The sequence below is a fragment of the Cupriavidus sp. 05N39 genome, assembly GCF_056397325.1.
The window spans coordinates 22,723-47,231 of record NZ_JBFTNE010000101.1 but is presented as its reverse complement, the minus strand read 5'-3'; the positions used below and the strand labels follow the sequence as shown (position 1 = coordinate 47,231).

The window sequence follows — 24,509 nt, the reverse complement described above, 5'->3', positions numbered from 1 at the left end:
GTCTAGATCCCAGGAGCATCGACAGCAAACCGTCGGTGGACACAATCGCAGGACCGGTTCGCCAGGCAATACACGCGAGCGGGACTCGCCGAATTTGCTTGACGGGGATGAAAGCCAGAATGGATAAGCGCGTTCACTACAAGAAGATGCCTTCGCGACAGACGGAGCGATTCAGCAGGACGGTACTCACGATCAGGCCCGTGGCCCACGCCATCGCACTGCTCGTGGCGGCGGGCGGGACAATACACAGCGCGCATGCGCAACAGGCGTTCAGCCGCGCCTGGATGGCGCAGAAGAACATGATGCAGGACACGGCCGCTGCAACCGGCCGCCTGCCCAACGGCCAGCCGGCAGCATCGCTGACCAACCCCCTCGCACAGCAGCAACGCGCCAACGAACAACTGCGGCACTCCATCGATAACCTGAATGCGGCGGCGCGCGGCATCGCCGCCATGCAGGCGACGCAGGCGGCGGCACGCCAGGCTGCGATGAATGACCCATCGGTCCCCGACGGCCTGGCAGAAGGCGGCCTGRAGGTGGACACCAACAGCCTCACCGCGGGCTGGATCAATGCGCGGCCGCTGGACAAGGAAACCGGGCAGAAGGTCGTCGACGGCAGGACGCAGGTTGCCGTCCAGCAGACCGCCGACAAGGCTATCCTGAACTGGGAGACGTTCAACGTCGGCAAGAGCACCACCTTGCGCTTCGAGCAGCAGCCGAGCTGGGCGGTGCTCAACCGCGTCAACGATCCGCACGCGCGTCCCAGCCAGATCCAGGGGCAGATCAAGGCTGACGGCACGGTAATGATCGTCAACCGCAACGGCATCGTGTTCTCGGGCAGCAGCCAGGTCAATACGCGCAACCTGATGGCCGCAGCGGTGGGCATGACCGATTCGCAGTTCCGCAAGGGGCTCTACAGCGACGCATTGGGCGCGTCCTATGTGCCGACGCTCGCCAACGACCTGGTCGTGGGCACTGCGACTTCCTCGCATGGCAATGCCACAGGCGACGTGGTTGTGGAAGCCGGCGCGCGGATCGAAACGCGCAAGCCGCAATCGGTGACGGAAGGCGGCGGCTACGTCCTGCTGGCCGGGCGCGAGACGCATAACCGCGGCACCATCGTGACGCCCGGCGGCCAGACCACGCTGGCGGCCGGCGACAGCTTTATCATCCGCAAGGGCGTGGGCACGGACGCCAACCAGGATTCGAGCACGCGCGGCAACGAAGTCGATGTGCGGCGCAATGCCGGCAACCTGGCCGGGCTCGTCAGCAACAGCGGCTGGATCCAGGCCGCGACCGGCGACATCACCCTGACCGGCGGCAACGTGGAGCAGAAGGGCGTCGCTCTCGCGAGCACCTCGGTCAACACGCGCGGCACGCTGCACCTGAAGGCCACGGGCGACACCGGGAGCCGCGTGACACTGGCGCCCAACAGCGTCAGCGCCATCCTGCTCGACGACAGCAACGCCACGGCCCTGGATGCGCAGCGCGACGCGCTGGTCAAGGATTCCACCCGGCTTAGCGACAGCGCCTACAACCGGCGCGACCAGTCGCTCGTGAAGATCGATTCCAGCGGCGACGTCGACTTCCAGTCCGATTCCATGACGCTCGCCACCGGCGGCCAGGTGATGGTGGGAGCCGTGCGCCGCACGCGCGTGGCGGACCGCGCCGCGATCGACGTGGCCGGCGCCGTGGGCGTCAGCGTGGCGATGGAATCCAACAACGTCATGGTCAACGTGCAGGGCAACGAGCAGCGGGACTCGCCGCTCAACCGCGACAGCAAGCTGCTCAATAACGCCAATATCTGGATCGACCGCCGCACCCTGGTGCGCGTCGCCGCGGGCACCAACGGCTATGCCACCGAGCGCATGTACACGGGCGGCGGCCTGCTGGAAGTCAGCGGCTACCTGAGCACCGGCGGCCACAGCATCGGCGAATGGGCCGCGCAGGGCGGTACGGTGGGCTTCAGCGGCGGCGAGCTGGTCACGCAGGCGGGGTCCGGCATCAACGTCTCCGGCGGTTCGCTGAACGTGCAGAGCGGCACCATCAGGCAGACCTGGCTCAAGGGAGTGGACGGGCGCCTGTACAACCTGGCCACGGCGCCCGCGGACAATCTCTACACCGGGCTGTATCGCGGCTTCGAGGACACGCACGCGCGCTGGGGCAAGAACACCACGGAATACTTCCTCAGTCCGCTGATCGCGCCGGCCGAGCGGCTGGAGAACGGCTACACGGTCGGGCGCGATGCCGGGCGGGTGGTCGTCGGTACGCGGTCGGCCGTGCTGGAGGGCAATATCGACGCCACCGTATTCCAGGGCGACCGCCAGCGCAATGCGCCCGACAGCGGCCTGGACGGGTACAGGCAATCCCAGGCCGCCGCGCCGCGTGCCGGCCAGTTGATCATCGGCCAGGTCATGCCGGTCTACGACAGCAAGGGCGGTACGCTGCGCGACAGTCCGCAAGCCGTGGCGAAGCAGGTGGATATCGGCGCCGTGCAACGCATTGCGTCCGGGCTGGCCCTGACGGACGCGCTGCCGGAAGACCTGCAAGGCACGATCCGGTTGGATGCCGGCTGGCTCAACGGGCTTGGCCTGGGCGCACTGAGAGTCTATGGCATGGATGGCATCGCAGTGAGCGGCGACGTGCAGGTGGCAACGGGCGGCAGCATCGCGCTGCACGCCACGCAGGTTGACGTCAAGGCGGGCCTCACGGCGCGCGGCGGTGGCATCGCGCTGGGCAACATGATCAACCGGTTCACGAGCGACGCCGGCGGCGGCTGGCTGGCTGTCCCGGTAGCCGTGCCGACGGAAAAGGGCTATGTGCCGGGTGTCACAGTCGGACCGGGCGTCAAGCTGGACGCGCGCGGCCTGTGGACCAATCTCAAGCAGGATCCCACCGATATCCACGGGCTGCCGTACGTGAACGGCGGCACGGTCACGATCAGCAGTAGCGGCGATGTCGCGCTCGGCGCGGGCAGCCTGGCCGACGTGTCCTCGGGCGCGGCGCTGCTGCGGGGCGGCAAGCTCCAGGGCGGGCGCGGCGGCAGCATCACCTTGATGTCCAACCAGAACGACACCGCTGGCAAGGGCTCCGGCGCCTTGCGGATGGATGGCGAGCTGCGCGGCCACGGCGTCAGGGGCGGCGGCACGCTCACCATCGATACCGGCATCGGCGTTGCCATCGGCGGCGGCTTGCTGGCCGACAGCGGCTTGCTGCCGGCGGGTGAATCGGTGTCGGTCAACCTGACCCTGGCGCAGGCCGTCACCCTGGCTGCCGGGACGGTGCTCGCCAGCGATTTCACGTTCGCGTCCGATATCGTCGCGCCAGGGGAGGCGATGGCCGGCAACCCGGGCTTCAGCGCGTCGCGCCCGTACACCCTGAAGGCAGCATGGACCGTGCCGCGCGGAACCAACGGTACTTTCTTCATTCAGGACACCAGGGGCAACTTCTACGCCAACGGTAACGTGATCCCCGCGGGTACGGTACTGAACCGCGTGTCCGGCAGCATGGCGCCAGGCTACGTGGTGCCCGCGGACGCGTTTCCGGACGGCATGCCCGTGCCGGAGTTCAACATCACGCTGGCGGCCGGTACGCCGCTGCCAAGGCAAGTGGTGCTGGCCGAAGGCACCAGGCTGCTGGCAGGCACGAAGCTGCCGGATGCCGTGGCGGTCAAACCGTTGCTGGTGCTCGACAGCGGCTTGTTCCAGAGTGGCTTCTCACGCTATGCCGTGGGCAGCCACCAGGGCGTGCAGGTGGCCAGGGGCGCCGCGCTGGATGTACTGATGCCGGTGCTGCGCTTTGATGTTGCCGCGGGCCACGCCCTGGCAACCGGTGCCGATCCCGCGGGGGCTCTGGAACGCTGGCTCCCCCCGCTGTGGCAGGAGGACGCGGCCAAGGCCAGGCTGACGCAACGCGGCGGCGCGGACCTCGCGCTTTCCGCGGGTTCCGTCTTCACGCGGGCGCCGCTCGTCATCGGAGAGGGCGCGACCGTCAGCGTCGATCCGGGCCATGCGCTGACATTGCAGGGCAATGGCCAGATCACGATCGATGGCCGACTCAACGCCTGGGGCGGCAACATCGCCGTGCTGCCCGGCGCGCTGGGCACCGGCAGCGACGCGGGCCGTCCCAACGGCATCGCCGATACGATGTCGATCTGGATCGGCAACGGCGCCGTGCTCGATGCCGCGGGCCGCGCCGTTACCGCCGTCGATGCACGCGGGCGCGTCTACGGCCATGTCGGCCAGGGCGGCAAGATCGAGGTTGGCGCGCGCCATGACCTCGACGCCACCCAGGTGGACGCCGCCGATGCCTTCGTCGTGGTGCGCCCCGGCGCGCGCCTGGATGCCTCCGGCACCTCGGCCGTGCTGGACCTGCCCGGCCTTGGCGCCACCACGGTGGCGAGCGACGGTGGCGTCATTGCGCTGAGTTCCTACCGCGGGCTGTTCCTGGACGGCAGCCTGCGCGCGGCGTCCGGCGGCCACGGCGCTGCCGGCGGCACGCTGGCGCTGAGCCTGGAGACGCCCAATTACGGCCCGGTGGCCAACCTGACCGAGAAGGGCCCCGGGGTCGAAGACGCGGTGCGCCTGCCGCGCGAACTGGTGCTGGCGCAAGCGCAGGGCGGCAGTGCCCTGGCGGACGGCTTGCAAGCCGGAGACCGCGACGCGGCCCTCGCTTACGGTACCGCGCGCATCGGCGTGGACCGCATCGATGCCGGCGGCTTCGGCAATGTGGCGCTGCTGGCCAACGGGCTCATCAGCTTCGACGGCAATGTGAACCTGGCACTGGCGCAGAGCCTGCGCCTGACGGCCAGCGCCATCGGCCTCGCGGAGCATGCTGGCGCCGCCTCCGCGGTCAGCATGGCCGCGCCCTATGTGCGCCTGGCCGGCGTTTCCCGCGGCCAGCTCGACAACAGCATCATGCCGAACCCCGCAAGGCTCGCGGGGAAGGTGGCGCCGGTGGCGCAAGGGTCCGCGCTGCGGGTCGAGGCGGACTTGCTGGACCTGGCCGGCACGCTCAGTGCCGGCGTGCGTGGCACCATCAATCGCAATGCGGACACGCCGCTGGAGGTGGAGCGCAACGGCTTCGACGACATGACGCTGCGCAGCCGCGGCGATATCCGCATGTACCGCGCGGCATCCCTGACCGTGCCGGGCAACCTGACGCTGGCGGCCGCGCAGATCTATCCGGGCATGGGCGACAGCGGCACGGTGGTGGTCGGGCAGCGCAACTATGTGAACGAGTGGGGCACTCTGCTGCGCGAGTTCGACCCCGCGCGCCATCTCGATATCCAGCGCGTGGGCGATACGCTGCCGGAGGCGCCGTACTCCGTCTTCGGCCGGCTCAGCCTGAGCGCGGCCACGGTGAACCAGGGCGGCGTGCTGCGCGCGCCGCTGGGCGAGATCAATGTGGGTTCCACGGGCACGGGTACGGTCACCGGGCTGGTCAACCTGCTGCCGGGCAGCGTCACCTCGGTGAGCGCCAGCGGGCTGGTCATGCCCTATGGCGGTTCGCTCGACGGGCTCAGCTATATCCATGACGGCAAGGACGTGGAGTTCAAGGGCGTGGGCAACACCCCGGCCATCACCCTGGCTGGCCATGCCATCGATGTGCGGCAAGGGGCGGTGCTGGACATGACGGGCGGCGGCACGCTGACCGGCGCGGCCTTCCTGGCCGGGCGCGGCGGCTCCGTCGATGCGCGCATGAATCCGCTGGTGCAGGTGGGCGCGCAGGGCGGCTTCACCTTGCCAGACCTGGCGACCAACCCGGTCTACGCCATCGTGCCCGGCGCGCAGGCGGGCTACGCGCCGGTCGTCGCCGAGAAGGGGGCCAGCAACCCCTCCATCGGCCGGCAGATCACCATCGGCGCCGGCGTTCCCGGCCTGCCCGCCGGCACCTATACGCTGCTGCCTTCCACTTTTGCCTTGCTGCCGGGCGCATTCCGCGTCGAACTGAACGGCATGGCCGCGGGCGCGATGCCGGCGGGCAGCACCATTGCCATGCGCAATGGCTCGTACACCACGGCCGCGCAGATGGGCATTGCCGGCACCGGCATCCGCAATGCCATGCCCACGCAGGTCTTCCTGACGCCGGCCGATGTGCTGCGCGCCTACTCGCAGTACAACGAGACCAGCTACGCTGCATTCGCGCAGGCCGAGGCGGTGCGCAACGGCGTGCCGCGCGCCCTGCTGGAGCGCGATGCCAAGACGCTGCGCTTCGACTTCGCCTTGCCTGTGAGAGAAGGCTCGCTTGGCGATGCGCCTGCCTTGCGTTTCGCGGGCAGCACGCTGTACACGCCGGGCGAAGGCGGCTTCGGCGGCAGCGCGCTGATGCTCGGCAACAACGGCGTCGACTACGAAATCCTGGCCGCCGGCACGGCGCCGACGCCGGGCTTCAGGGGCATCTCGCTGCACGCCGCGGACATCAATGCCATCGGCGCGTCGCGTATCGGCATCGGCGGCCTGCCCTCGGTCCGCTACCTCGATCCCATCACGGGCACGCCGCAGCGCGCCAACATCGCCACGTTCGACACCGGCGCCGGGAACATTGTCCTGCGCACTGGCGCTGTGCTGAAGGCCGCCGAAGTCTTCCTCGTGACCAACACCAAGGCCGGCGGCATCGTGGTGGAGCAGGGGGCCGGCATCAACACGCTGGGGCAGGGCAAGGCCGCCTGGGATTCCACCCACGGCTTCATCTACCAGCCCGATGCGCTGAGCGTGCTGGCGGTGTCCAACGGGTGGCTGGACATGCTGGCGCCGGGCTACAGCACCGATCCCACCCGCGGCGCCGGGTTCATCGACATTGGCGCCTGCGCGCCAGGTGCGGCTTGCAGCGGCGTGACGCAGCTCTACTCCGAAGGCACGATCGCCGCTTCCACGGACCAGAGCTTCAACCTGCGAGACGCGGCCCGCTACGGCACGCGCAATCTGGTGCTGTCGGTCGGGGGCGTCAACGCCGGCAGCGAAGCCTCGCTCGCGGCCGTCGCCGCGCGCAACGCGCTGCCCGCGGGCCTGACGCTGAACCAGGGCATCCTGGACCGCCTGCTGAAGGGCGACACCAGCCAGGGCGCACCGGCGCTGGAAAACCTGGTGTTGAACGTGCGCGATGCAGTGCGCTTCTACGATTCGGTGGAACTGTCCACCATCGACCCGGCCACCGGCAAGTCGTCGCTGGAACGGCTGGTGCTGGGCACGCCGGCGATCTTTGGCTATGGCAATGCCGATGCGCTGGCGCGTATTCATACCGATGTCCTGGTGTGGAACGGCTCGACCAATGCGCCGGGACTTGTGGCGGCCAATGGCGCCGGCACCGGCAGCGGCCGGCTGCAGGCCGATGCCCGGCAGATCGAATTCGGCTACGGACCTGGCAGCCGCCCCGACACCATCCACAGCCTGGACCGGCTGATCCTGGGCTTTGGCAACGTCGACCTGAACGCCAGCGAGCGCATCACCGCCAACCACAGGGGCTCGCTCGCGGTCTACCAGTCGCAAGGCGCATGGGACGACGCGCGCAAGGGCTACGCCTATAGTGGCGGCAATCTCCGTCTCAACACGCCGCTGCTGACCGGCCACGCCGGATCGGTGAACAAGATCACCGCCGGCGGCGATATCCGCGTGGCAGCGCCCGCCGGTGCGGCCCCGGTGGCGCTGACCGGCAAGACCCTTGCCGACGCGCTGGGTGCGGAGATCGCGCTCGATGGCGGCAGCGTGACGCTGGACAGCACGGTCTTGCTGCCCAGCGGCAAGCTCACCGTGTCCGCCGAGCGCGACGTGGTGCTGGGCGATGGCGCAAGGCTCGACCTGGCCGGCCGCAAGATCGACTTCTACGACGTCAGCAAATACAGCTGGGGCGGCGATGTCGTGCTGGAAAGCCGCAACGGCGACGTGCGCCAGTCGGCCGGTTCCCGCATCGACCTCTCCGCCGTGGAGAACCGCGCCGGCAAACTGACCGCGCTTGCGCTGGGCGCGGGTGCGGGCACCGTCGACCTGGGTGGCAGCATCCTGGGTGGCAGCAGTGGCCACTACGATGCCGGCGGCACGCTGGTGCCGTTCGCGGCCGGCGGCGCGGATATCCGCGGCCAGCATATCGCCGGCTTCACCGGACTGAACCAGCGCCTTAACGACGGCAAGCTCTTCGGTAGCCGCAGCTTCCAGCTCAAACAGGGCGACCTGACGGTGGGCAGTGAAATCAAGGCCCGCGAAGTCAGCGTATCGGTGGACGGCGGCAAGCTCACCGTGGCCGGCACCATCGATGCCAGTGGCGAACAGGTCGGCAGCATCCGCCTGGCGGGGCGCCAAGGCGTCACCATTGCAGGCGGCGCGGTGCTCGACGCCCACGGCACGGTGCTGCGCGTGGACAGCTATGGCCAGATCATCGAAGCGCCCAACCGCGCGACCATCGAAATCAATGCCGGCACCGGCCGGCTCACCCTGGAAAGCGGCGCGCGCATGGACCTGCGCGCCGGCGCCAACGCGCAGACGCTCGGCACGGTAGACCTCAATGCCCGGCGCCTGGGTGGCGCGACCGGCAACGATATCGACATCGACGCCAGCGGCGCGGTGCGCGTCGACGGCGCCCGGTCGATCTCCGTCAACGGCTTCTGGACGTACCGGGACGCGGACGCCGGCACCGACCTGGCGGCGGATGGCCGTCCTTACCAGGTGATCGACCAGGCCTACCTGGACCGCAAGCACGACGACAGCCTGAAGTTCATGGGCAAGGCGCTGGCCAACGGCGACCTGATGAACCGCAAGCTCGCCGGCCTGCGTGGCTATGCGGACGCCTTCCACCTGCGTCCCGGCGTGGAGATCGTCAGCGCCACGCCCGATGGCGACCTGCATATCGATGGCGACATCGATCTGTCGCGCTACCGCTACGCCAGCGTCAATCCGCACACGCAGCAGACCGGCGTCTACGGCTCGGGAGAATCCGGCGCGCTGGTGCTGCGCGCGGGCGGCAAGCTCAATATCTACGGCAGCCTGACCGATGGCTTCGATGCCTCGGTCCTGCCAGTCACGCCGGACGACCAGGGCTGGGTGCTGGTGAAGGGGCGCGTGCCCTGGGGCGGCGATGTGGTGGTGCCGCACGGCGATCTGGTGACATTGGCGGAAGACACCTTCTTCCAGTCGGGCCGCACGCTCAACTACGACTTGCCGATGAAGGCCATGAGCCTGCGGGCCGGCACGGTGCTGGCGGCACGCGCCACGCTGGCGGCGGACCTGGTGCTGCCGGCGGGCAGCGTGCTGGGCGGCGCCGTGCGCGACGCGCAGGGCAATGTCATCCATGCCGCCGGCACGGTGCTGGCCAGGGACGTGCCGCTGGCCGGCGGCATGCAGCTCGATGCCGGCAACCGCCTGCCGGTCGCGGCCAGCGTGGCCGCCATGACCTGGCCTGCCGGCGTGCCGCTGCCGTTCCCCAATGGCACCATCAAGGACTCGGCGGATCCTGCCTTCAACGGCGTGGTCCTTGCGAGCGCGCTCATGCTGCGCAAGGGCGCGGTGGTGCCGAGCGAAACCGTGGTGAAGCTGCCCGGCGGCGCCACCATGGTGGCGCTGCGAACCGGCGACGCGAGCGGCAACCAGGGCCGCAACTGGGCGCTGGCGCCGATGCTGGCCGAGGGCTCGCAGTCGTGGTCGATACGGCTGGTGAGCGGCGCGGACACGCAGGCCGCGGACACGCGCGCCTTGCAGACCCGCAGCAAGCACGCGGGCATGCTGCTGGCCGACACGCACTACGGGCTGATGCCGGGCAAAGCGCTGGTGCCTGGAACGGGCCTGCCATCCGAGTGGGTGTGGGGTCCCGACGTCGTGAATTATGGGTGGGGCGTGCCGGGCGAGCCCGTCGAGGGCTTTGGCGTTGGCGACGCGATCGGCGACCTGAACAACATTGGCTTGGGCGAACTGGTCGTCAAGGTCAAGGACGGCACCCCTGCCGTGTACAAGGATGAGATGCTGCCGGCCCGCCAGCAGATGTTCAGCGTGCTGCGCACCGGCACGGGCGACCTGGACCTGATCTCCGGCGGCGATTTCACCATGACCTCGCCCTTCGGTGTTTATACCGCCGGGACCCAGTCCGCAAATGTGGGCGCAGCCTACAACCTGCCGCGCGCCAAGGACGTGCCACTCCCCAGCGCGCAGGACGGTACGTTGCTGGGCGCGGACGGTGCGGCGTTCGTGCCGTTCGTCGATGGCGGCGGCCAGAGCATGTACCGCGCCTGGTACCCGGAGCGCGGTGGCAATGTGCTGGTACGGGCCCAGGGCGACGTCAAGGGTGACCTGATCGGCAGCGGTACCAGCCAGCAACGCGACGATGCGATCGGCACGATCCGCGCCCACTACGACAACAGCGCCGTAGGCAACTGGCTGTGGCGCCAGGGTACGGGCAGTGCCGTGGCGGGCAGCGAAGGCGTGCCTACCGCCTGGTGGGTCAACTTTGGCAGCTATGTCGCCGGCCCGCGCTCGGCTTATGAACTGTTCGGGAGCGCGCCGTTCCTGGTCGGGTTCACCGGCATCGGCACGCTCGGTGGCGGCAACCTGGTGCTGGAGACCGGCGGCGACGCCGGCATGCTGTCGCCGCGCATGGATGCGACCGGCATCTATCTGTCGCGCAGCCAGGGCCTGAACCTGGCCGTTGCCAGCACGGGCCGGGTCTCGGCCGATGGCAGGCAGCTCACGCTGACCGGCGGCGGCGACCTGGACATCCGCATCGGCGGCGGCCTGAATCCCGTGGCGGAAGTGCGCGCCTTCGCGTCCCCTTCCGGCGAAATTACCCCGCTGACCCGCTACCAGGGCGTGCGCAGCGACCTCAACAGCACCTTCGTCAACCTGCGCGGCGCGTTGCGCGTGGAGGCCGGCTCGGTGGGCGGCATCGAGTTGCGCTTCGACCGCGCCGACCCGGAAGAGTCGCGTGCCTACGACGTCTACAAGGCCACGTCGTCCATCGCCGGCGGCGGGCCGGTGCTGGTGCCGGGCGACGCCGGCGTACGTATCGATACGCGAGGCGACCTGGTGCTGGGCGGGGTCGGCGACGCTGGCCGGATGACATTGAATACCAATGGCACGCCATTTACCGCCAACGGCATCCGCTACAACGGCGAGGGCTGGAGCTGGTTCTCGCTGTGGACACCGGCCACCGGCATCGACCTGTTCAGCGCGGGCGGCAATATGACGCCGTCCACCGCCGCGGCGGATGACCGGCGCGACAGCAACCACTCGGCCACCGACGGGCGCTTCGTCATGCCGTCGATGCTGCGCGCGGTGGCGGCCAGCGGCAGTCTCTACTACGGCAACGCAAGCACCGGCGCAATTGACGGCACGAACAAGCCGGTACAGTCCGCCACCGCGGTGATACTCGCGCCGTCGCCGGTGGGTCCGCAGTATGCCCGCACCGGCGCGGGCCAGCTGGAGCTGCTGGCGGCCGATTCCATCTATGCCGCCGGCTATGCGGTCACGCAGTCGGGCGCCGATCCCAGGGCCTTGCCCAATCCGTTCAACCCGGCCTTCGTGGGCAGCACCGAGAAGATCCACTACGGGACGCTGAAGATCAGCAACATCAGCCCGGACGGGTTGCCGTCCAGCGCGTTCCTGGCGAACATGACGGCCGCGGGCAGCGGGCAGATCTACCCGCTGTTCAGCCTCACGTCGCCGACAGCCTCGGGCTATGTGGCCGAAGGCCGCCAGCCGGCCCGCTTCTACGCGGTGGAGGGCGATATCATCGGCCTGCGCACCGGGACGATCGTCTATCGCGGAAACAACCTTGGCGCACCAGGCCCGTACAGCACCTGGTATGAAGGCGGGGGGCCGGTGGCGATCCACGCGGGACGCGATCTCGTCAATGCCGGGACCTCGCTGGGCGAGTACGAACTGGCGCCGGAGGGGGCACGCGGATGGTACATGCCGGCCCGCCGCGGAGACGGCACGTTCGCTGAAAAACCCACTGCGGTCTTAGGCGGCAGCGCGCGCGGCAACCTGATCGTGCATGACAACGCGGACGATGTATCGGTGGTCTCCGCCGGCCGCGACATCCGCTACAGCAGCTTCTACGTGGCCGGGCCCGGCTTGCTGGAAGTCAGCGCCGGGCGCGACCTGTACATGGCGGACCGGGCCGAGCTCAAGAGCATCGGGCCGGTCGCAGGCAACGTGACGCCGGGCGACCGCAGCAGCGGTGCCGGCATCGCGGTGGCCGCGGGCGTGGGGCGCAACGGGCCGGACTTCAACGCCTTCGCCGCGCGCTACCTGGACCCGGCCAACCTGGCCGATCCGGGCCGGGCGTTCGCTGGTCAGCCGGGCAAGGCGGTGACTATCTACAGCGGTGAACTGAAGCTGATTGACTGGCTGCGCGCGCAGTTCGGCTACGCCGGCGACGAGGCAGGCGCGCCAGCCTGGCTGCAAGCCAAGCAGGCGGAACTCGACCGCGCGCGCCAGCAAGCGGCAGCCAGCGGCGAGCCCGCCGCCAGGCGCGACCTGCAGCGCGAGTACGGGCTGGCCGGTCAGCTACACCTGGTTAACTGGCTGCGCGACCGTTTCGGCGGCCACAACGGCCTGGGGCTGCATTTCGACGCGGCGAGCATGGACGCGCGTCAGTTCTTCGCCGCGCTGCCGCCGGAACAGCAGCGCGCCTACCTGCGCAATGTGTACTACGCCGAGCTCAAGGCATCCGGCCGCGAATACAACCAGGCGGGCGGCCCGCGCGAAGGCAGCTACCTGCGCGGCCGCGAAGCCATCGCCACGCTGTTCCCGACGCATGACGCGCAAGGCAACGCGCTCGCCTACCAGGGCGACCTGACCATGTTCAGCAGCGCCAACTACTACGCCGACCCGACCTATGCCCCCGCGACCAAGCGGCCGCTGAAGGGCGTCACCTACCTGCGGCGCGACGAGCACAACGCAGCCGGCAGGCCCGCCACCATCGGCGTGTACGACCTGCTGGACGCCGGCATCCACACCGATTTCGGCGGCGACATCAACATCATGACGCCGGGTGGCCGCACGCTGGTCGGCGTGGATGGCGGTTTCGTCCCCGGCGAAGGCTCGGGCGTGCTGACGCAGGGGGCGGGCGAGATCCAGATCTACGCCAATGGCAGCATCCTGCTGGGGCAGAGCCGCATTTTCACCACCTTCGGCGGCAACATCCTGGCGTGGTCGGCGCAGGGCGATATCAACGCCGGGCGCGGTTCCAAGTCCACCGTGGTCTACACGCCGCAGCGGCGTGTGTACGACGGCATCGGCCTGGTCAGCCTGTCGCCGACCACGCCGAACACCGGCGCGGGCATTGCCACGCTCAATCCCATCCCCGAGGTGCCGCAGGGCGACATCGACCTGATCGCGCCGCTGGGCACCATCGATGCCGGCGAAGCGGGCATCCGCGTGTCCGGCAACGTCAACCTGGCCGCGCTGCGGGTGGTCAATGCGGAGAACATCCAGGTGCAGGGCAAGGCGACCGGCATTCCCGTGCTGGCCGCGGTGAACGTCGGCGCGCTGAGCAACGCCAGCGCGGTAGCATCGCAGGCGGTGAGCGCCGCGCAGGACGCGATGCAGCGCGAGCGCACCGCGGCGCGCCAGGGATTGCCGTCGATCTTCACCGTGCGCGTGCTCGGCTTTGGGACGGATGGGGACGATGCCACGCCCAAGGCCAGGGAAGGGGCCAGGGCAGCGCCGGCCAGCTACGACCCCAACGGGGTGGTGCAGGTGCTGGGCCAGATGGAGCTGAGCGAAGCGCAGCTCAGCCAGCTGACCGCCACGGAGCGCCGCAATCTCCGGCGTTGACGCGGGGCGGGGCCCATCCGGATGCGGTGCGCGGGTGGGCCTCGATATGGGCGGGGATACAGGGATGGAGCGACTCGCGCGTAGCGCTGCCGCCGGCCGCGAGCTATCGCCCGGCCTGCTCTGGCGCAGGCCGTGGTGGGCGTGGCAAGCCTTGTCCTGCTGCATGGCGACCCTGGCCGCGCCGACGTTCCTCACCATCGGCGTCCTGCTGATGCGCGACGCCCGCAGCGATCATCCGGTCTTCTGGCCGTCGCTGATGGTCATCGTGGCGCTCGCCAATGCCGTGGCGATCCTGCGGATCAACCAGCTGCATCGGCGGGCCGCCTTCGCGCGGCGCGGGATGCTGGCCGTGCGGTACTTGTCTTCGGGCATGTCGGCCGGCTGCGCCATGCTCCTGATCCTGGGCTGGAGCACGGGCGCGCTGCCGGAAATGGTGGCGCCGGTGGTGGCCACGGCCGATGCCTCCGCGCCCGGGATCGAGGCCGCGCTGTGGAGCATAGGTATTGCCCTCGCATTCGGCATCGCTTCGTTCGCGCATGCTGGTGTCTTGCATGCCTGGATCGGCTTTCGCCATGCGCCGCGGCACGGTGCCTAGCCAGCGTTCTTCCGCACCACGGGCCGGGTGAAGATCAGCGCCGTCTCCGTGCCTGCGGTGTCAGGGTCGTACAGATCCCAGTCCAGCCCGCACAGCGAGAATCCCAGCGCGCGGTAAAAGCCGATGGCGGGATAGTTCGTATTCTGCGTTTCCGCGCGCAGGCAGCGGGCTGGCGTAGCTTGCAGCAGGCGGTTGATTTCCCCGAGCAGCACGCGGCCGATGCCGGTACCGCGGAATGACGGGGCGACGAAGATCGCGCTCAGCATGGCCGACCGGTTCCATCGCTCGAGCCTGACGGTGGCAAAGCCGCAGATGGCGCCGTTGGCGCTTTCGAAGACGAGCGCGTGATCCGCCCGCGCGCAATCCTGCTCGAAGCCCGACGCGTCATAGTGGTTGAGTACGGGCTGCCCCAGGATTTGTTCCACCAGCCAGATGCCGAGCGGGCCGCTTCTTACCGCGTAGATGCGATCGGTCCGGTAGCTGGTGTCGAGATTCAGGATGCCGGCGCCGTCGCGCGCCCAGTCGATCGATCTGATAGTCATGCGGGTGGTACGGTCAAACACGGTCCGTGCCGGCCCGGCGGGCCGGCGGCAGGCAATGGCTTCGCGGCGGTCAGCCCCGGCGGTGCGTGAGCCGGTGCCACCAGTACTGGAGGGGGTGGGTGTGCGTGGGGTAGACCACCGACTTGCGGAAGAAAACTGCCCTTACGGCAAACACATAGAGCAGCAGGACGGCTAAAGTCAGCACGATCGAGGCAATCATGGCGCGCTCCTGTGGCAATGAACTGGCCCGCTTTCCATTCTAGGCCGTGCGCGCCTGTCTCGCCTCAGGCTCGGGCAAAGCGTGGTCAATGTGGCTTACGCGCCAGTCCGGCGGCCCGCCGGCGCTATTCAGCGCGTGCGCAGCAGTGCTTCGATTTCCTCCGCGGCGCGCCTGAGGGGCGGCAGGTGGTGGCGTAGCAGGTGCGCCGCGTCGCGGCTGCCCAGCACCATGCTGAAGCCCAGCCCGGCCACCACTTTGCCGGAGGCCGCGCGCAGCGGCACCGAGATGCCCGCGTAGCCGTCCACCAGTTCGCTGACCAGCGTGCAGTAGCCATCGCTGCGTACCTGCCTGAGCGTGCGCGCCAGCGCCGTGCGCGAACTGACCGTGAACGGCGTGAGCTTGCGCAATTGCGCCGTCGCGAGATAGACATCGAGCGCCGCGTCGTCCAGCCCCGCCAGCAGCACGCGGCCGAGCGAGTGCGCGTATGCCGGCATGCGGCGGCCAACTCCCATGTCGACGCGCAGCATCTGCTGCGGCTCCTCGCGGGCCACCAGCGTCACCGATTCGCCGTCGAGCACGCCCAGCGAACACGTCTCCCCGGCTTCCACCGCGAGCGCCTTCAGGTAGGGCCCGGCCAGCCGCGGCAGGTCCATCGAGGCAAAGTAGGCAAAGCCCAGGTCCATCACGCGCGGCGTGATGGAAAAGTCGCGGCCGTCCTGCGCCACGTATCCGTTGTGCTGCAGCGTCAGCAACAGGCGCCGCGCGGCTGCCCGGGTGACGTCGAGTTGCTCCGCCACTTCCTGCATGGTGAGGCTGCCCGTGCAGGAGGCGAACAGCSGGAGCAGCGCCAGGCCGTTGGTCAGCGAATCGAGCAGCTCTTCCTTTTTTTGCGGGCTTGCGTGGGGGTTGTCGGGGCTGATCATGGAATGGCGAGAGCGAAATAGCGGGATTTTAGTGCGCTAAGCGCACTTGCGCGAAGCCGGCATGACTCCGTATGATATGCGTTTTGCGAACAAATGTTCGCAAAACGCGGTCCGACTCACAACGAGAGACGACCGGCAAGAAGAACACGATGGAGACAGCCATGAAGGTGATCAGCGCGCAGCAGGCTGCTGCGCTCGTGCAATCCCAGTGGACCGTGGCCAGTGCCGGCTTCGTGGGCGCCGGCCATGCCGAAGCGGTGACGGACGCGCTGGAGCGGCGTTTCCTGGAAGCCGGCTTGCCGCGCGACCTGACGCTGGTGTATTCGGCGGGGCAGGGCGATCGCGGCGCGCGCGGGGTGAACCACTTCGGCAATGCCGGCATGACCGGCCGCATCGTCGGTGGCCACTGGCGCTCCGCCACGCGGCTGGCGGCGCTTGCGATGGCCGAGGAGTGCGAAGGCTACAACCTGCCGCAGGGCGTGCTGACGCACCTGTACCGCGCCATCGCCGGCGGCAAGCCCGGCGTGATGACCAAGATCGGCCTGCACACCTTCGTCGATCCGCGTACGGCGCGGGACAGCCGCTACCATGGCGGCGCCGTCAACCGCAGCGCACAGCAGGCGATTGCCGAAGGACGCGCGAACTGGGTCGAGGCGATCGATTTCCGCGGCGACGAATACCTGTTCTATCCGAGCTTCCCGATCCACTGCGCGCTGATCCGCTGCACCGCCGCCGACACCCGCGGCAACCTGAGCACGCACCGCGAGGCCTTCCACCACGAACTGCTGGCGCTGGCGCAGGCCGCCCACAACTCCGGCGGCATCGTGATCGCGCAGGTGGAATCGCTGGTGGATCACCACGACAACCTGCAGGCCATTCATGTGCCCGGCATCCTGGTCGATTACGTGGTGGTGAGTGAGGAGCCGGCGCATCACCAGATGACGTTCGCGGAGTCGTTCAATCCGGCTTACGTCACACCGTGGCAAGGCGAGGCGGCAAGCGCCGCCAGCGCGCCCGCGCCGGCGGCGCCAACCGTGCTCGACGCCCGCACCATCGTGCAGCGGCGCGCGGTGCTGGAACTGGCGCGCCGGCAGCCGCGCGTGGTCAACCTCGGCGTCGGCATGCCGGCAGCGGTCGGCATGCTGGCGGTGGAGGCCGGCGTCGACGGCTTCACGCTCACGGTGGAAGCCGGCCCGATCGGCGGCACGCCGGCGGACGGCCTCAGTTTCGGCGCCTCTGCCTATCCGGAGGCGGTGGTCGACCAGCCTGCGCAGTTTGATTTCTACGAGGGCGGCGGCATCGACCTGGCCATCCTCGGGCTGGCCGAGCTGGACGGGCATGGCAACGTCAACGTCAGCAAGTTCGGCGAAGGCAGCGAAGCTCTGATCGCCGGGGTCGGCGGCTTTATCAACATCACGCAGAGCGCCAAGGCAGTGGTCTTCGTCGGCACGCTCACCGCCGGCGGCCTGGAAGTCCGCGCCGAAGACGGCGCCTTGCGCATCGTGCGCGAAGGCCGCGTGAAGAAGATCGTGCCGCAGGTCTCGCACCTGAGCTTCAACGGCCCTTATGTGGCCTCGCTCGGCATCCCCGTGCTCTACATCACCGAGCGCGCTGTCTTTGAGATGCGCCCCGACGCCATCGGCGCGGAGCACCTGACCCTGATCGAGATCGCGCCGGGCATCGACCTGCAGCGCGATGTGCTGGACCAGTGCGCCACCGCGGTCGCCGTGGCGCCCGACCTGCGCACCATGGATGCGCGGCTGTTCCGCGCCGGTCCGCTGAGGCTCTGAGGCCGCTGGGTAGCTGCCCGATAACTAACGGCCGGCCATGACCGGTCATGGAGGAGGCCATCGAAGCTTTGTCCTGTCTTTCCCGTTGGTTTTGCCGGATCGCCGACGCGCGCGCAGGCTGTGAAGCCGGCACGCGTCATTGCTGGATTACGTTTCATACACATCATGCAGAAGACAAGCCGTCGTATTTTCTCGCGCCGCCTGGGCGCGGCCATCCTGGGCGTTTCGCTGCCGCTGTGCGCGCCGCAGGCCTTCGCGCAAGCCTATCCGTCCAAACCGATCCGCCTGGTGGTGCCGTTCCCGCCGGGCGGCCCGACCGATACCGCCGCGCGCATCATCGGCCAGAAGATGGGCGAATCGCTCAAGCAGACGGTGCTGGTGGACAACCGCCCGGGCGCTTCCGGCACGATCGGCGCGGAAGCCGTCGCCAAGAGCGCGCCGGATGGCTACACGCTGATGGTGCTGGCCACGCCCACGCTGCTGGCTCCGCACCTGATCAGCCGCAAGGGCTACGACATCTTCAAGGATTTCACGCCGATCGGTTCCGCCTACGACCTGCCCATCGTCATGGTGGTCAACCCGCAGGCCATGCCCGAAGTGACCGACCTGCAGCAATACATCGCCCGCGCCAAGGCCAAGCCCGGCGCGCTCAACTACACCAGCGCCGGCAATGGCAGCTTTGGCCACCTGTCCACCGAACTGCTCAAGAGCACCGGGCATTTCGACGTGCAGCACGTGCCGTACAAAGGCAGCGCGCCGGCGATCTCCGATCTGCTGGCGGGCCAGGTGCCGATGATGTTCTCCGACATGATCGCGGCGCTGCCGCACATCAAGGCCGGCAAGCTGCGGCCCATCGCCGTGGGCTCGGCCAGGCGCGTTAGCTTCACGCCCGATGTGAAGACGGTGGCGGAGCAGGGCTTCCCCGGCTTCGAGGCAACCGCCTGGGGCGGCCTGCTGGCCCCGGCCGGCACGCCCAAGGATGTGATTGCCAGGCTGTCGGCCGAACTGAAGGCCGCGCTGGCTGATCCGGTGGTGCAGGAAAAGCTGCTGGGCGCGGGCACGGTCGCGGCCTACCAGCCGCCCGAGCAACTGGCGGCGCGCATCCGTAACGACTACAAGAAGTGGGGCAAGGTGATCCAGGACAACGGCATCAGGGGTGACTGAGGCGACTGAGGTTAGTCTCCTGCAGCCGCCGGCCGGATCGGGTCGGTAGGGAAGGAAAGGCCGGGCACGCGGGGGTTGTCCGGCCTTTTTCTTTTCACTGCGCCGAAGGCCGGGACGGCACGGGTTTGTCCGCGCGCGGCTCGTCATCCAGGGCCGGATGGCCGGGCAGTATCTGGTGCACGAGCGCAACCAGCGCCTGCGCCGCTGGCGAGAGCGAACGCCCGGCCAGCGAGACCAGGCCATAGGCGGCCTTGAGATCGATGGCGGGCGTCACCTGCAGCGGCACCAGCGTGCCGCTTGCCTCCTCGGCGCTCATCATGGCCCGCGGTACCAGGCCGACCGCATCGGTGTTGAGGATCAGCGTGCGCAGCGTGTGCATGTCGTCGCAGGTCACGGTGAGCAGTTCGCGCGCGTCTTCGCCGGCTTCGGCGTGGATGCGGCCGCGGAAGAACTCCGCCACCCGCGCCGGGATGCGTGGCCCCGCCACGGGAAACGCCAGCAGCTCGGTCAGCGCGATCGCGCCGCACGCTGCCAGCGCATGGTCCCTGCGCACAAAGAAGCTGGTTTCGAGCGCGCGCAGCCGCTCGATGCGCAACTGGGGCTGCTCTTTCAGGCTCTGGCTTTCACCGACGAAGAAGTCCAGTTGCTCGGCTTTGAGCTTCTGCGCCATCGAGGGCGTGTCCGCGATCTCGATATCGATGCGCAGCTTTGGATAGCGTGCCAGCAGCGCCGTCAGCACCGGCTCCATCAGGAAGGCCGCGGCAAACGGCCCGAATCCCACGCTAACTTCACCCATCTCCACATCGCGCAGCAGATCGAGATCCCGCCGCAGTTCCCGGCCCTCGCGCAGCATGCGGCGCGCGCGCTCCAGCACGATGCTGCCGGAAGCCGTGGGCCGCGCCTTGCCGTAGCTGCGGTCCAGCAACTGGCTGCCGAACTCCGCTTCCAGGCCCTGGATGCTGCGCGACAGCGCCGGTTGCGACAGGTGCAGCACGGTGGCGGCACGCGCAAAGCTGCCTTGTTCGATCAGCGTGACGAAATGATGCAGGCGGCGCAGGCCCATGATTTTGCTTTTAATGCATGGAAAACTGAAAAATATTGCATTGGACGTATTTTCTCAAGTCGGTAAGCATGTCCCTCACCATTAAAAGAAGATTTCAGGAGACACAGATGATTCGACGCGCTTTTCTCGCGCTGGCCCTTGGCGGCACGTCCCTCATGACCTCCCATGCGATGGCGGACGCCTATCCGGTCAAGCCGCTGCGCGTGGTGGTGCCGTACGCGGCCGGCGGCGGCAGCGACATCGTGGCGCGTGCGTTAGGCGAAAAACTGAGCAAGAAGCTCGGCCAGCCCATCATTGTGGATAACAAGGCCGGTGCCTCCGGCATCATCGGCACCGATGCGGTGGCCAAGGCGGCGCCGGACGGCTACACGCTCCTGGTCACGATCACGCAATCGGTGCTGACCAACCAGTTCCTCTACAACAGGCTGCCCTACGACCCGCGCAAGGACCTGACCCTGGTCAATGTGATCGCCGATGCGCCGCTGGTGCTGGTCACCACACCGTCGCTGCCGGTCAGGTCGGTCAAGGAACTGGCTGATTACGGCCGCGCCCACAAGGGCAAGGTCAGCTACGCGTCCTGGGGCGTGGGCTCCTATCCGCACCTGGCTGGCGCCTACTTCAGCAAGGTCACGCACGGGGAGATGGTGCACGTGCCGTACAAGGGCGAAGCGCCCATGCTGCAGGACTTGCTGGGTGGCCAGGTGCAGTGGGCCGTGGCCAGCGTGCTGTCGGCCAAGCCTTACATCCAGAGCGGCAAGCTCAAGGCGATCGCGGTGACCGGTACGCAGCGCAGCCAGGTGCTGCCGGACCTGCCGACCTTCGCGGAAGCCGGCATGGACGACAACGCCTTCAAGGTGCTGGGCTGGATCGGCTTGCTGGCGCCGGTCGGCACGCCCGCGCCGGTGGTGGCGCGACTGGATGAAGAGGTGCGGGCGCTGATCCAGACGCCGGACATGCAGGCGCGCTTCTCCGCGCTTGGATTGCGTCCGGTGGGCAGCACGCCTGCCCAGTCGCAGGCCATCTTTGCGCGCGAGTGGCCGGTGTGGAAGACGCTGGTGGCGGAGTCGGGCGCGAAGCTGGACTGAGCAAGAAGGCAAAAAAAAGCGGGCCGCATGCGGTCAATGCATGCGGCCCGTTTTCAGCGGCGTAGCCGGCCAGCCGTCAGTTGCTGGCGGCGTTGCCCGGTTCGATCCTTGGCCCGCCGGCGGCGTGGCTGGCGTGCGTCAGCGGCAATACCTGTGCATCCTCCTGGTGCGCCGCGGCTGCCGCGAGGCCGGGGACCAGTCCCTGCAGCGAGCCGCCGGTCAGGCCCACCTCCTTCAGCAGCGAATCGATCAGCGGCGCATGCGCACGGTAGGACAGCGCGGCGGACATCGCCTGCTCGGCGAGATTGCCGTTGCCATTTCCATTCCCATTGCCTGCGTCGCCGGTGCCCGCCACGGCGCCGCCGCGGTTGAGGCCGTCGACTTGGATGATCTTGATGCCGTCGATCGCCTTCATCGGCTCCACGGTCTGCTGGATCACGCCCGGCAGCGCCTGCAGCAGCGCCAGCTTGAACTTCAGGCTGGTCTGGTCCGACGACAGCGCGTTGATGGCGTCGTTGAGCGCGCGCTGTGCCTCGGCTTCGGCCAGCCCCTTCTTGCGCGCCGCCTCGGCCAGTTCGACGATGGCGGTGGCCTGCATCTGCGCCGCCTCGCGCTCGGCGCGCGCCTGCGTGGTGACGTGCACGGCCTGGGTTTCGGCCTCCTGCGCGGCTTCGATCAGGGCCACCTGCTTGGCCCGGTCGGCTTCGGCGGTACGCCGCGTGGTCTCCACCATCTGCTCGGCCTTGACCGCTTCAGCCAGCGCCTCGTTGGCGCGGCCCTGCGCCTGCGATTGCGCTTCCGATTTGGCGGCGATCACGATGGCCTTTTCCTGCTCGGCGATCTCCGTTACCTTGGCCTGCTCGATGGCCGCCATCTGGGTAACGCGCTGCTGTTCGATCTCCTTGACCCGCACATCGCGCTCGGCCTCAACCTTGCGCGTGCGCACGGCCTGCTCGCGCTGGATCTCGGACTCCTGCACCTGGCGCTCGGCGGTGATGCGGCTTTGCTCGGCTTCCTGGCGGCGCTCCGCTTCGTAGGAGGCGATGCGCGCGTTCTGCTCGGCGGTGCGGGTTTTCACCTGCTGTTCCTGTTCGAGCTTCATGAACGATTCCTGCTGCTCGATCTCCAGCTTTTTGGCCAGCGCATCGCGGTTCTTCTCGCGCACCGAGACTTCGGTGTCCTGCTCGACTTCGTTGCGCTCCTTGCGGCGGCGCTCGGTTTCCTGCGTGAGCTTGGTCAGGCCCTCCGCGTCGAAAGCGTTGTTGGGGTCGAAGAACTCCTTCGAGGTCTGGTTGAAGTTGGTCAGCGACACGCTCTCCAGCTCCAGTCCGTTCTTGGTCAGGTCTTCGGCGACGGTGTTCTGCACCCCCTGCACGAACTGCTCGCGCGCGTCCTGCAGGTCCTGCATGCTCATCTGCGCCGCGGTGGAGCGCAGCGCATCAACGAACTTGTCGTCCACCAGCGCGCGCAGGCTCTCCGGCGCCAGCGTACGCTGGCCCAGCGTCTGGGCGGCGGTGGAGACGCCCTCCACGGTGGGTTTGACGCGCACAAAGAAGGCCACCACCACGTCGACCCGCATGCGGTCCTTGGTGATCAGGCTGTCGCGCGAGGCGCGGCTGACCTCCAGCTTGAGGGTGTTCATATTGATCGGGATGATTTCATGGAACACCGGCAGCACGATGGCGCCGCCGCTCATGATCACCTTTTGCCCGCCCAGGCCGGTACGCACGAAGGCGCGTTCGGCGGAGGCGCGCGTGTACAGGCGCGAGAAGATCAGGCCGATGATGCACAGGCCGATTACGCCGGCCAGGCCGACGACACCCCAGAAGATGATGGAATCCATATTGATTCAGACGCTCCTTGAAAACTTGGAAGAGACCGTGGAAAGACAAAGACGGCTGGCTGGCCGCACCCGCGGTGCCGCTACAGCAGGTCGGGCCGCGGGTTGACGATGGCGCGATACAAGGTGCCCGATGCGCGCGCGACGATCAGTACRGTTTCACCGCGTGGAAAGCGCTGGCCCGGCACATCCGGTTCGACCCGGATGTAATGCGGCTGGCCATACTCGTCCACCAGGCGCGCTTCCGCCGGATTGCCGCTGGAAGCCTCGCCGACGGTGACCTGCGCCACACGCCCGACGAAGTCGAGCTCGGAAACGGCGGACGACTCGTCCTGCGGGAAGTACTGCCCCACCAGGCCACCGGTCATGCGGACGAAGGGCAGGGCGCCCAGCGTGGCCAGCACGACCGCCACCGGCACCGGCAGCAGATGGCCGGCCGCCGCGGCCAGCACCCATTGCAGGACCAGGCCGACGATGGCGAAGCCCATCAGGAACAGGACCACCAGCATCAGCAGCGGCACGCGTCCCACATGCAGCCAGCCGAGGAACTGGCCGATCGCGCCCGCATCGGCCGCGCTGGCGTCGCTGTGGTCGATGGCGAAATGCGTGACGAGGAAGCTGTCGGCCTGCTGCGACAGGCCGAGGCCCAGCAGCAGGGCCAGCGCCTCCAGCACGCCGATCAATACCATCAGGCCAATCGCCACCACGAACGGGGCATTGCCCGGCAATAACAGCTGATTCATTTGGGTTCTTTTTGTGCTGAATCGGTCGGGATCGGCGTTTGTTGTCCGGTGCTCAGGAGCGGGTACCGTCGCGCCCGGCCTTCAGGCGCTCAAGCCGTTCGTTGATGCGCTGTTCCTTGTGCAGCGTTTCCAGCCGCTTCAGCAGGGTGGCGTCGGCGCCTGAACTGCCGACGCCGAGGCCGGCGACGCCCGTGGCGGCGGTCATGGCGCGGTTGAAACCTTGTTCGAGCTGCTCGGCGCGGACACCCGCGCCGGCCCCGGCAGGCGCGCTGCCGCTGCCGCCAGCGCGTTCGGCCACGGCGCGCGCGGCCACCATCCCGGCCAGCGCCTGTTCCATCTCGGCGCGCTTGGCGCGCAGGCCCAGCAGGTCGGTCTCGGTCGCCACGGACTTTTCCACCGCTTCCTGCAAACTGGCGTTGAGCGTGCCGAGCTGGTCCTCCAGGTCGATCTGGCGCTCGGTCCCCGCGCGCGCCGCGTCGTCGTCGCCGTGGTTGAGCGCAATCGTCACCTGCTCGTCGAGCCGCTCGATCTCGTTGTTGAGCCGCGCGATGGCCTTGGCGGCCTGGTGCTTGGCCGCCTCGTGCTGGCCGAGCCCGACCCGCGCCTGCGCGATCACCTCGTCGAACTCGCGCAGGTACTGCTCCAGCACAGCTTGCGGCGTACGGCTTTCCAGCGAGCTGACCAACGCGTGCACATTGGCGGTCAGCAGTCGTTTCACGCGGTTACCCAGGCCTTCTGTCGTCATGATGTGATTCCTCGGTGCAACGTTAAGACGCCGCGCAGC

The 24,509-nt window shown here is 68.5% G+C and carries 12 protein-coding genes; 5 read left to right on the top strand and 7 right to left on the bottom strand.

Annotated elements, in window-relative coordinates; all coding sequences use genetic code 11:
• The first annotated feature begins 119 nt into the window (after positions 1-119).
• A complete protein-coding gene (locus tag AC1DN0_RS33140) occupies positions 120-13,760 on the top strand; it encodes a filamentous haemagglutinin family protein (protein WP_477146317.1) in 13,641 nt (4,546 codons plus the stop codon).
• Between the two features lie 163 nt (positions 13,761-13,923).
• Complete coding sequence (locus AC1DN0_RS33135) at positions 13,924-14,355, top strand: hypothetical protein (RefSeq protein WP_441626934.1); 432 nt, start codon at positions 13,924-13,926, stop codon at positions 14,353-14,355.
• On the opposite strand, the gene AC1DN0_RS33130 is transcribed toward AC1DN0_RS33135, so the two are convergent.
• The 3 genes from AC1DN0_RS33130 to AC1DN0_RS33120 form a co-directional block, all read right to left on the bottom strand.
• Positions 14,352-14,897 carry a GNAT family N-acetyltransferase gene (locus AC1DN0_RS33130; RefSeq protein WP_441626932.1) on the bottom strand — a complete coding sequence of 182 codons (546 nt, stop codon included), beginning with the start codon at positions 14,895-14,897 and terminating at the stop codon, positions 14,352-14,354. The two genes, AC1DN0_RS33135 and AC1DN0_RS33130, sit on opposite strands and share 4 nt — an antisense overlap.
• 70 nt (positions 14,898-14,967) lie before the next feature.
• Positions 14,968-15,117, bottom strand: coding sequence for a hypothetical protein (locus tag AC1DN0_RS33125; RefSeq protein WP_160172222.1), 150 nt, complete (start codon positions 15,115-15,117; stop codon positions 14,968-14,970).
• Positions 15,118-15,245: 128 nt separating this feature from the next.
• The gene (locus AC1DN0_RS33120; protein WP_477146316.1) at positions 15,246-16,040 is read right to left on the bottom strand and encodes an IclR family transcriptional regulator domain-containing protein; all 795 of its coding nucleotides are present in this window, start codon (positions 16,038-16,040) and stop codon (positions 15,246-15,248) included.
• A 161-nt stretch (positions 16,041-16,201) separates the two neighbouring features.
• Here AC1DN0_RS33120 and AC1DN0_RS33115 point away from each other — a divergent pair, with 161 nt between their 5' ends.
• The gene (locus AC1DN0_RS33115) at positions 16,202-17,830 is read left to right on the top strand and encodes an acyl CoA:acetate/3-ketoacid CoA transferase (RefSeq protein ID WP_441626928.1); all 1,629 of its coding nucleotides are present in this window, start codon (positions 16,202-16,204) and stop codon (positions 17,828-17,830) included.
• A 165-nt stretch (positions 17,831-17,995) separates the two neighbouring features.
• Entirely contained in the window at positions 17,996-18,994 is a 999-nt protein-coding gene (locus AC1DN0_RS33110) for a Bug family tripartite tricarboxylate transporter substrate binding protein (protein ID WP_441626926.1), read from the top strand.
• 94 nt (positions 18,995-19,088) lie between these two features.
• Here the strand turns inward: AC1DN0_RS33110 and AC1DN0_RS33105 are convergent, their stop codons facing one another.
• Positions 19,089-20,057 (bottom strand): LysR family transcriptional regulator, encoded by a 969-nt coding sequence (locus tag AC1DN0_RS33105; protein ID WP_441626924.1) that lies wholly within the window; start codon positions 20,055-20,057, stop codon positions 19,089-19,091.
• 107 nt (positions 20,058-20,164) lie between these two features.
• Here AC1DN0_RS33105 and AC1DN0_RS33100 point away from each other — a divergent pair, with 107 nt between their 5' ends.
• On the top strand, positions 20,165-21,142 hold the full coding sequence (locus tag AC1DN0_RS33100; RefSeq protein ID WP_477102277.1) for a Bug family tripartite tricarboxylate transporter substrate binding protein: 978 nt from the start codon (positions 20,165-20,167) through the stop codon (positions 21,140-21,142).
• A gap of 76 nt (positions 21,143-21,218) precedes the next feature.
• Here the strand turns inward: AC1DN0_RS33100 and AC1DN0_RS33095 are convergent, their stop codons facing one another.
• From AC1DN0_RS33095 to AC1DN0_RS33085, 3 genes are all read right to left on the bottom strand, one after another.
• The gene (locus AC1DN0_RS33095) at positions 21,219-22,985 is read right to left on the bottom strand and encodes a flotillin family protein (protein WP_477111516.1); all 1,767 of its coding nucleotides are present in this window, start codon (positions 22,983-22,985) and stop codon (positions 21,219-21,221) included.
• Positions 22,986-23,065: 80 nt separating this feature from the next.
• A complete protein-coding gene (locus AC1DN0_RS33090; protein ID WP_441626918.1) occupies positions 23,066-23,725 on the bottom strand; it encodes an OB-fold-containig protein in 660 nt (219 codons plus the stop codon).
• A gap of 52 nt (positions 23,726-23,777) precedes the next feature.
• Positions 23,778-24,470, bottom strand: a complete 693-nt coding sequence (locus tag AC1DN0_RS33085) for a PspA/IM30 family protein (RefSeq protein ID WP_477111515.1) — start codon at positions 24,468-24,470, stop codon at positions 23,778-23,780.
• Positions 24,471-24,509: the final 39 nt, after the last annotated feature.

Bases quoted from the DNA above. Each gene is read 5' to 3' on its own strand.
- AC1DN0_RS33135 (WP_441626934.1), top strand. From the start codon at position 13,924: ATGGCGACCCTGGCCGCGCCGACGTTCCTCACCATCGGCGTCCTGCTG.
- AC1DN0_RS33105 (WP_441626924.1), bottom strand. From the start codon at position 20,057: ATGGGCCTGCGCCGCCTGCATCATTTCGTCACGCTGATCGAACAAGGC.
- AC1DN0_RS33115 (WP_441626928.1), top strand. From the start codon at position 16,202: ATGAAGGTGATCAGCGCGCAGCAGGCTGCTGCGCTCGTGCAATCCCAG.
- AC1DN0_RS33125 (WP_160172222.1), bottom strand. From the start codon at position 15,117: ATGATTGCCTCGATCGTGCTGACTTTAGCCGTCCTGCTGCTCTATGTG.
- AC1DN0_RS33095 (WP_477111516.1), bottom strand. From the start codon at position 22,985: ATGGATTCCATCATCTTCTGGGGTGTCGTCGGCCTGGCCGGCGTAATC.
- AC1DN0_RS33100 (WP_477102277.1), top strand. From the start codon at position 20,165: ATGATTCGACGCGCTTTTCTCGCGCTGGCCCTTGGCGGCACGTCCCTC.
- AC1DN0_RS33085 (WP_477111515.1), bottom strand. From the start codon at position 24,470: ATGACGACAGAAGGCCTGGGTAACCGCGTGAAACGACTGCTGACCGCC.
- AC1DN0_RS33130 (WP_441626932.1), bottom strand. From the start codon at position 14,897: ATGACTATCAGATCGATCGACTGGGCGCGCGACGGCGCCGGCATCCTG.
- AC1DN0_RS33110 (WP_441626926.1), top strand. From the start codon at position 17,996: ATGCAGAAGACAAGCCGTCGTATTTTCTCGCGCCGCCTGGGCGCGGCC.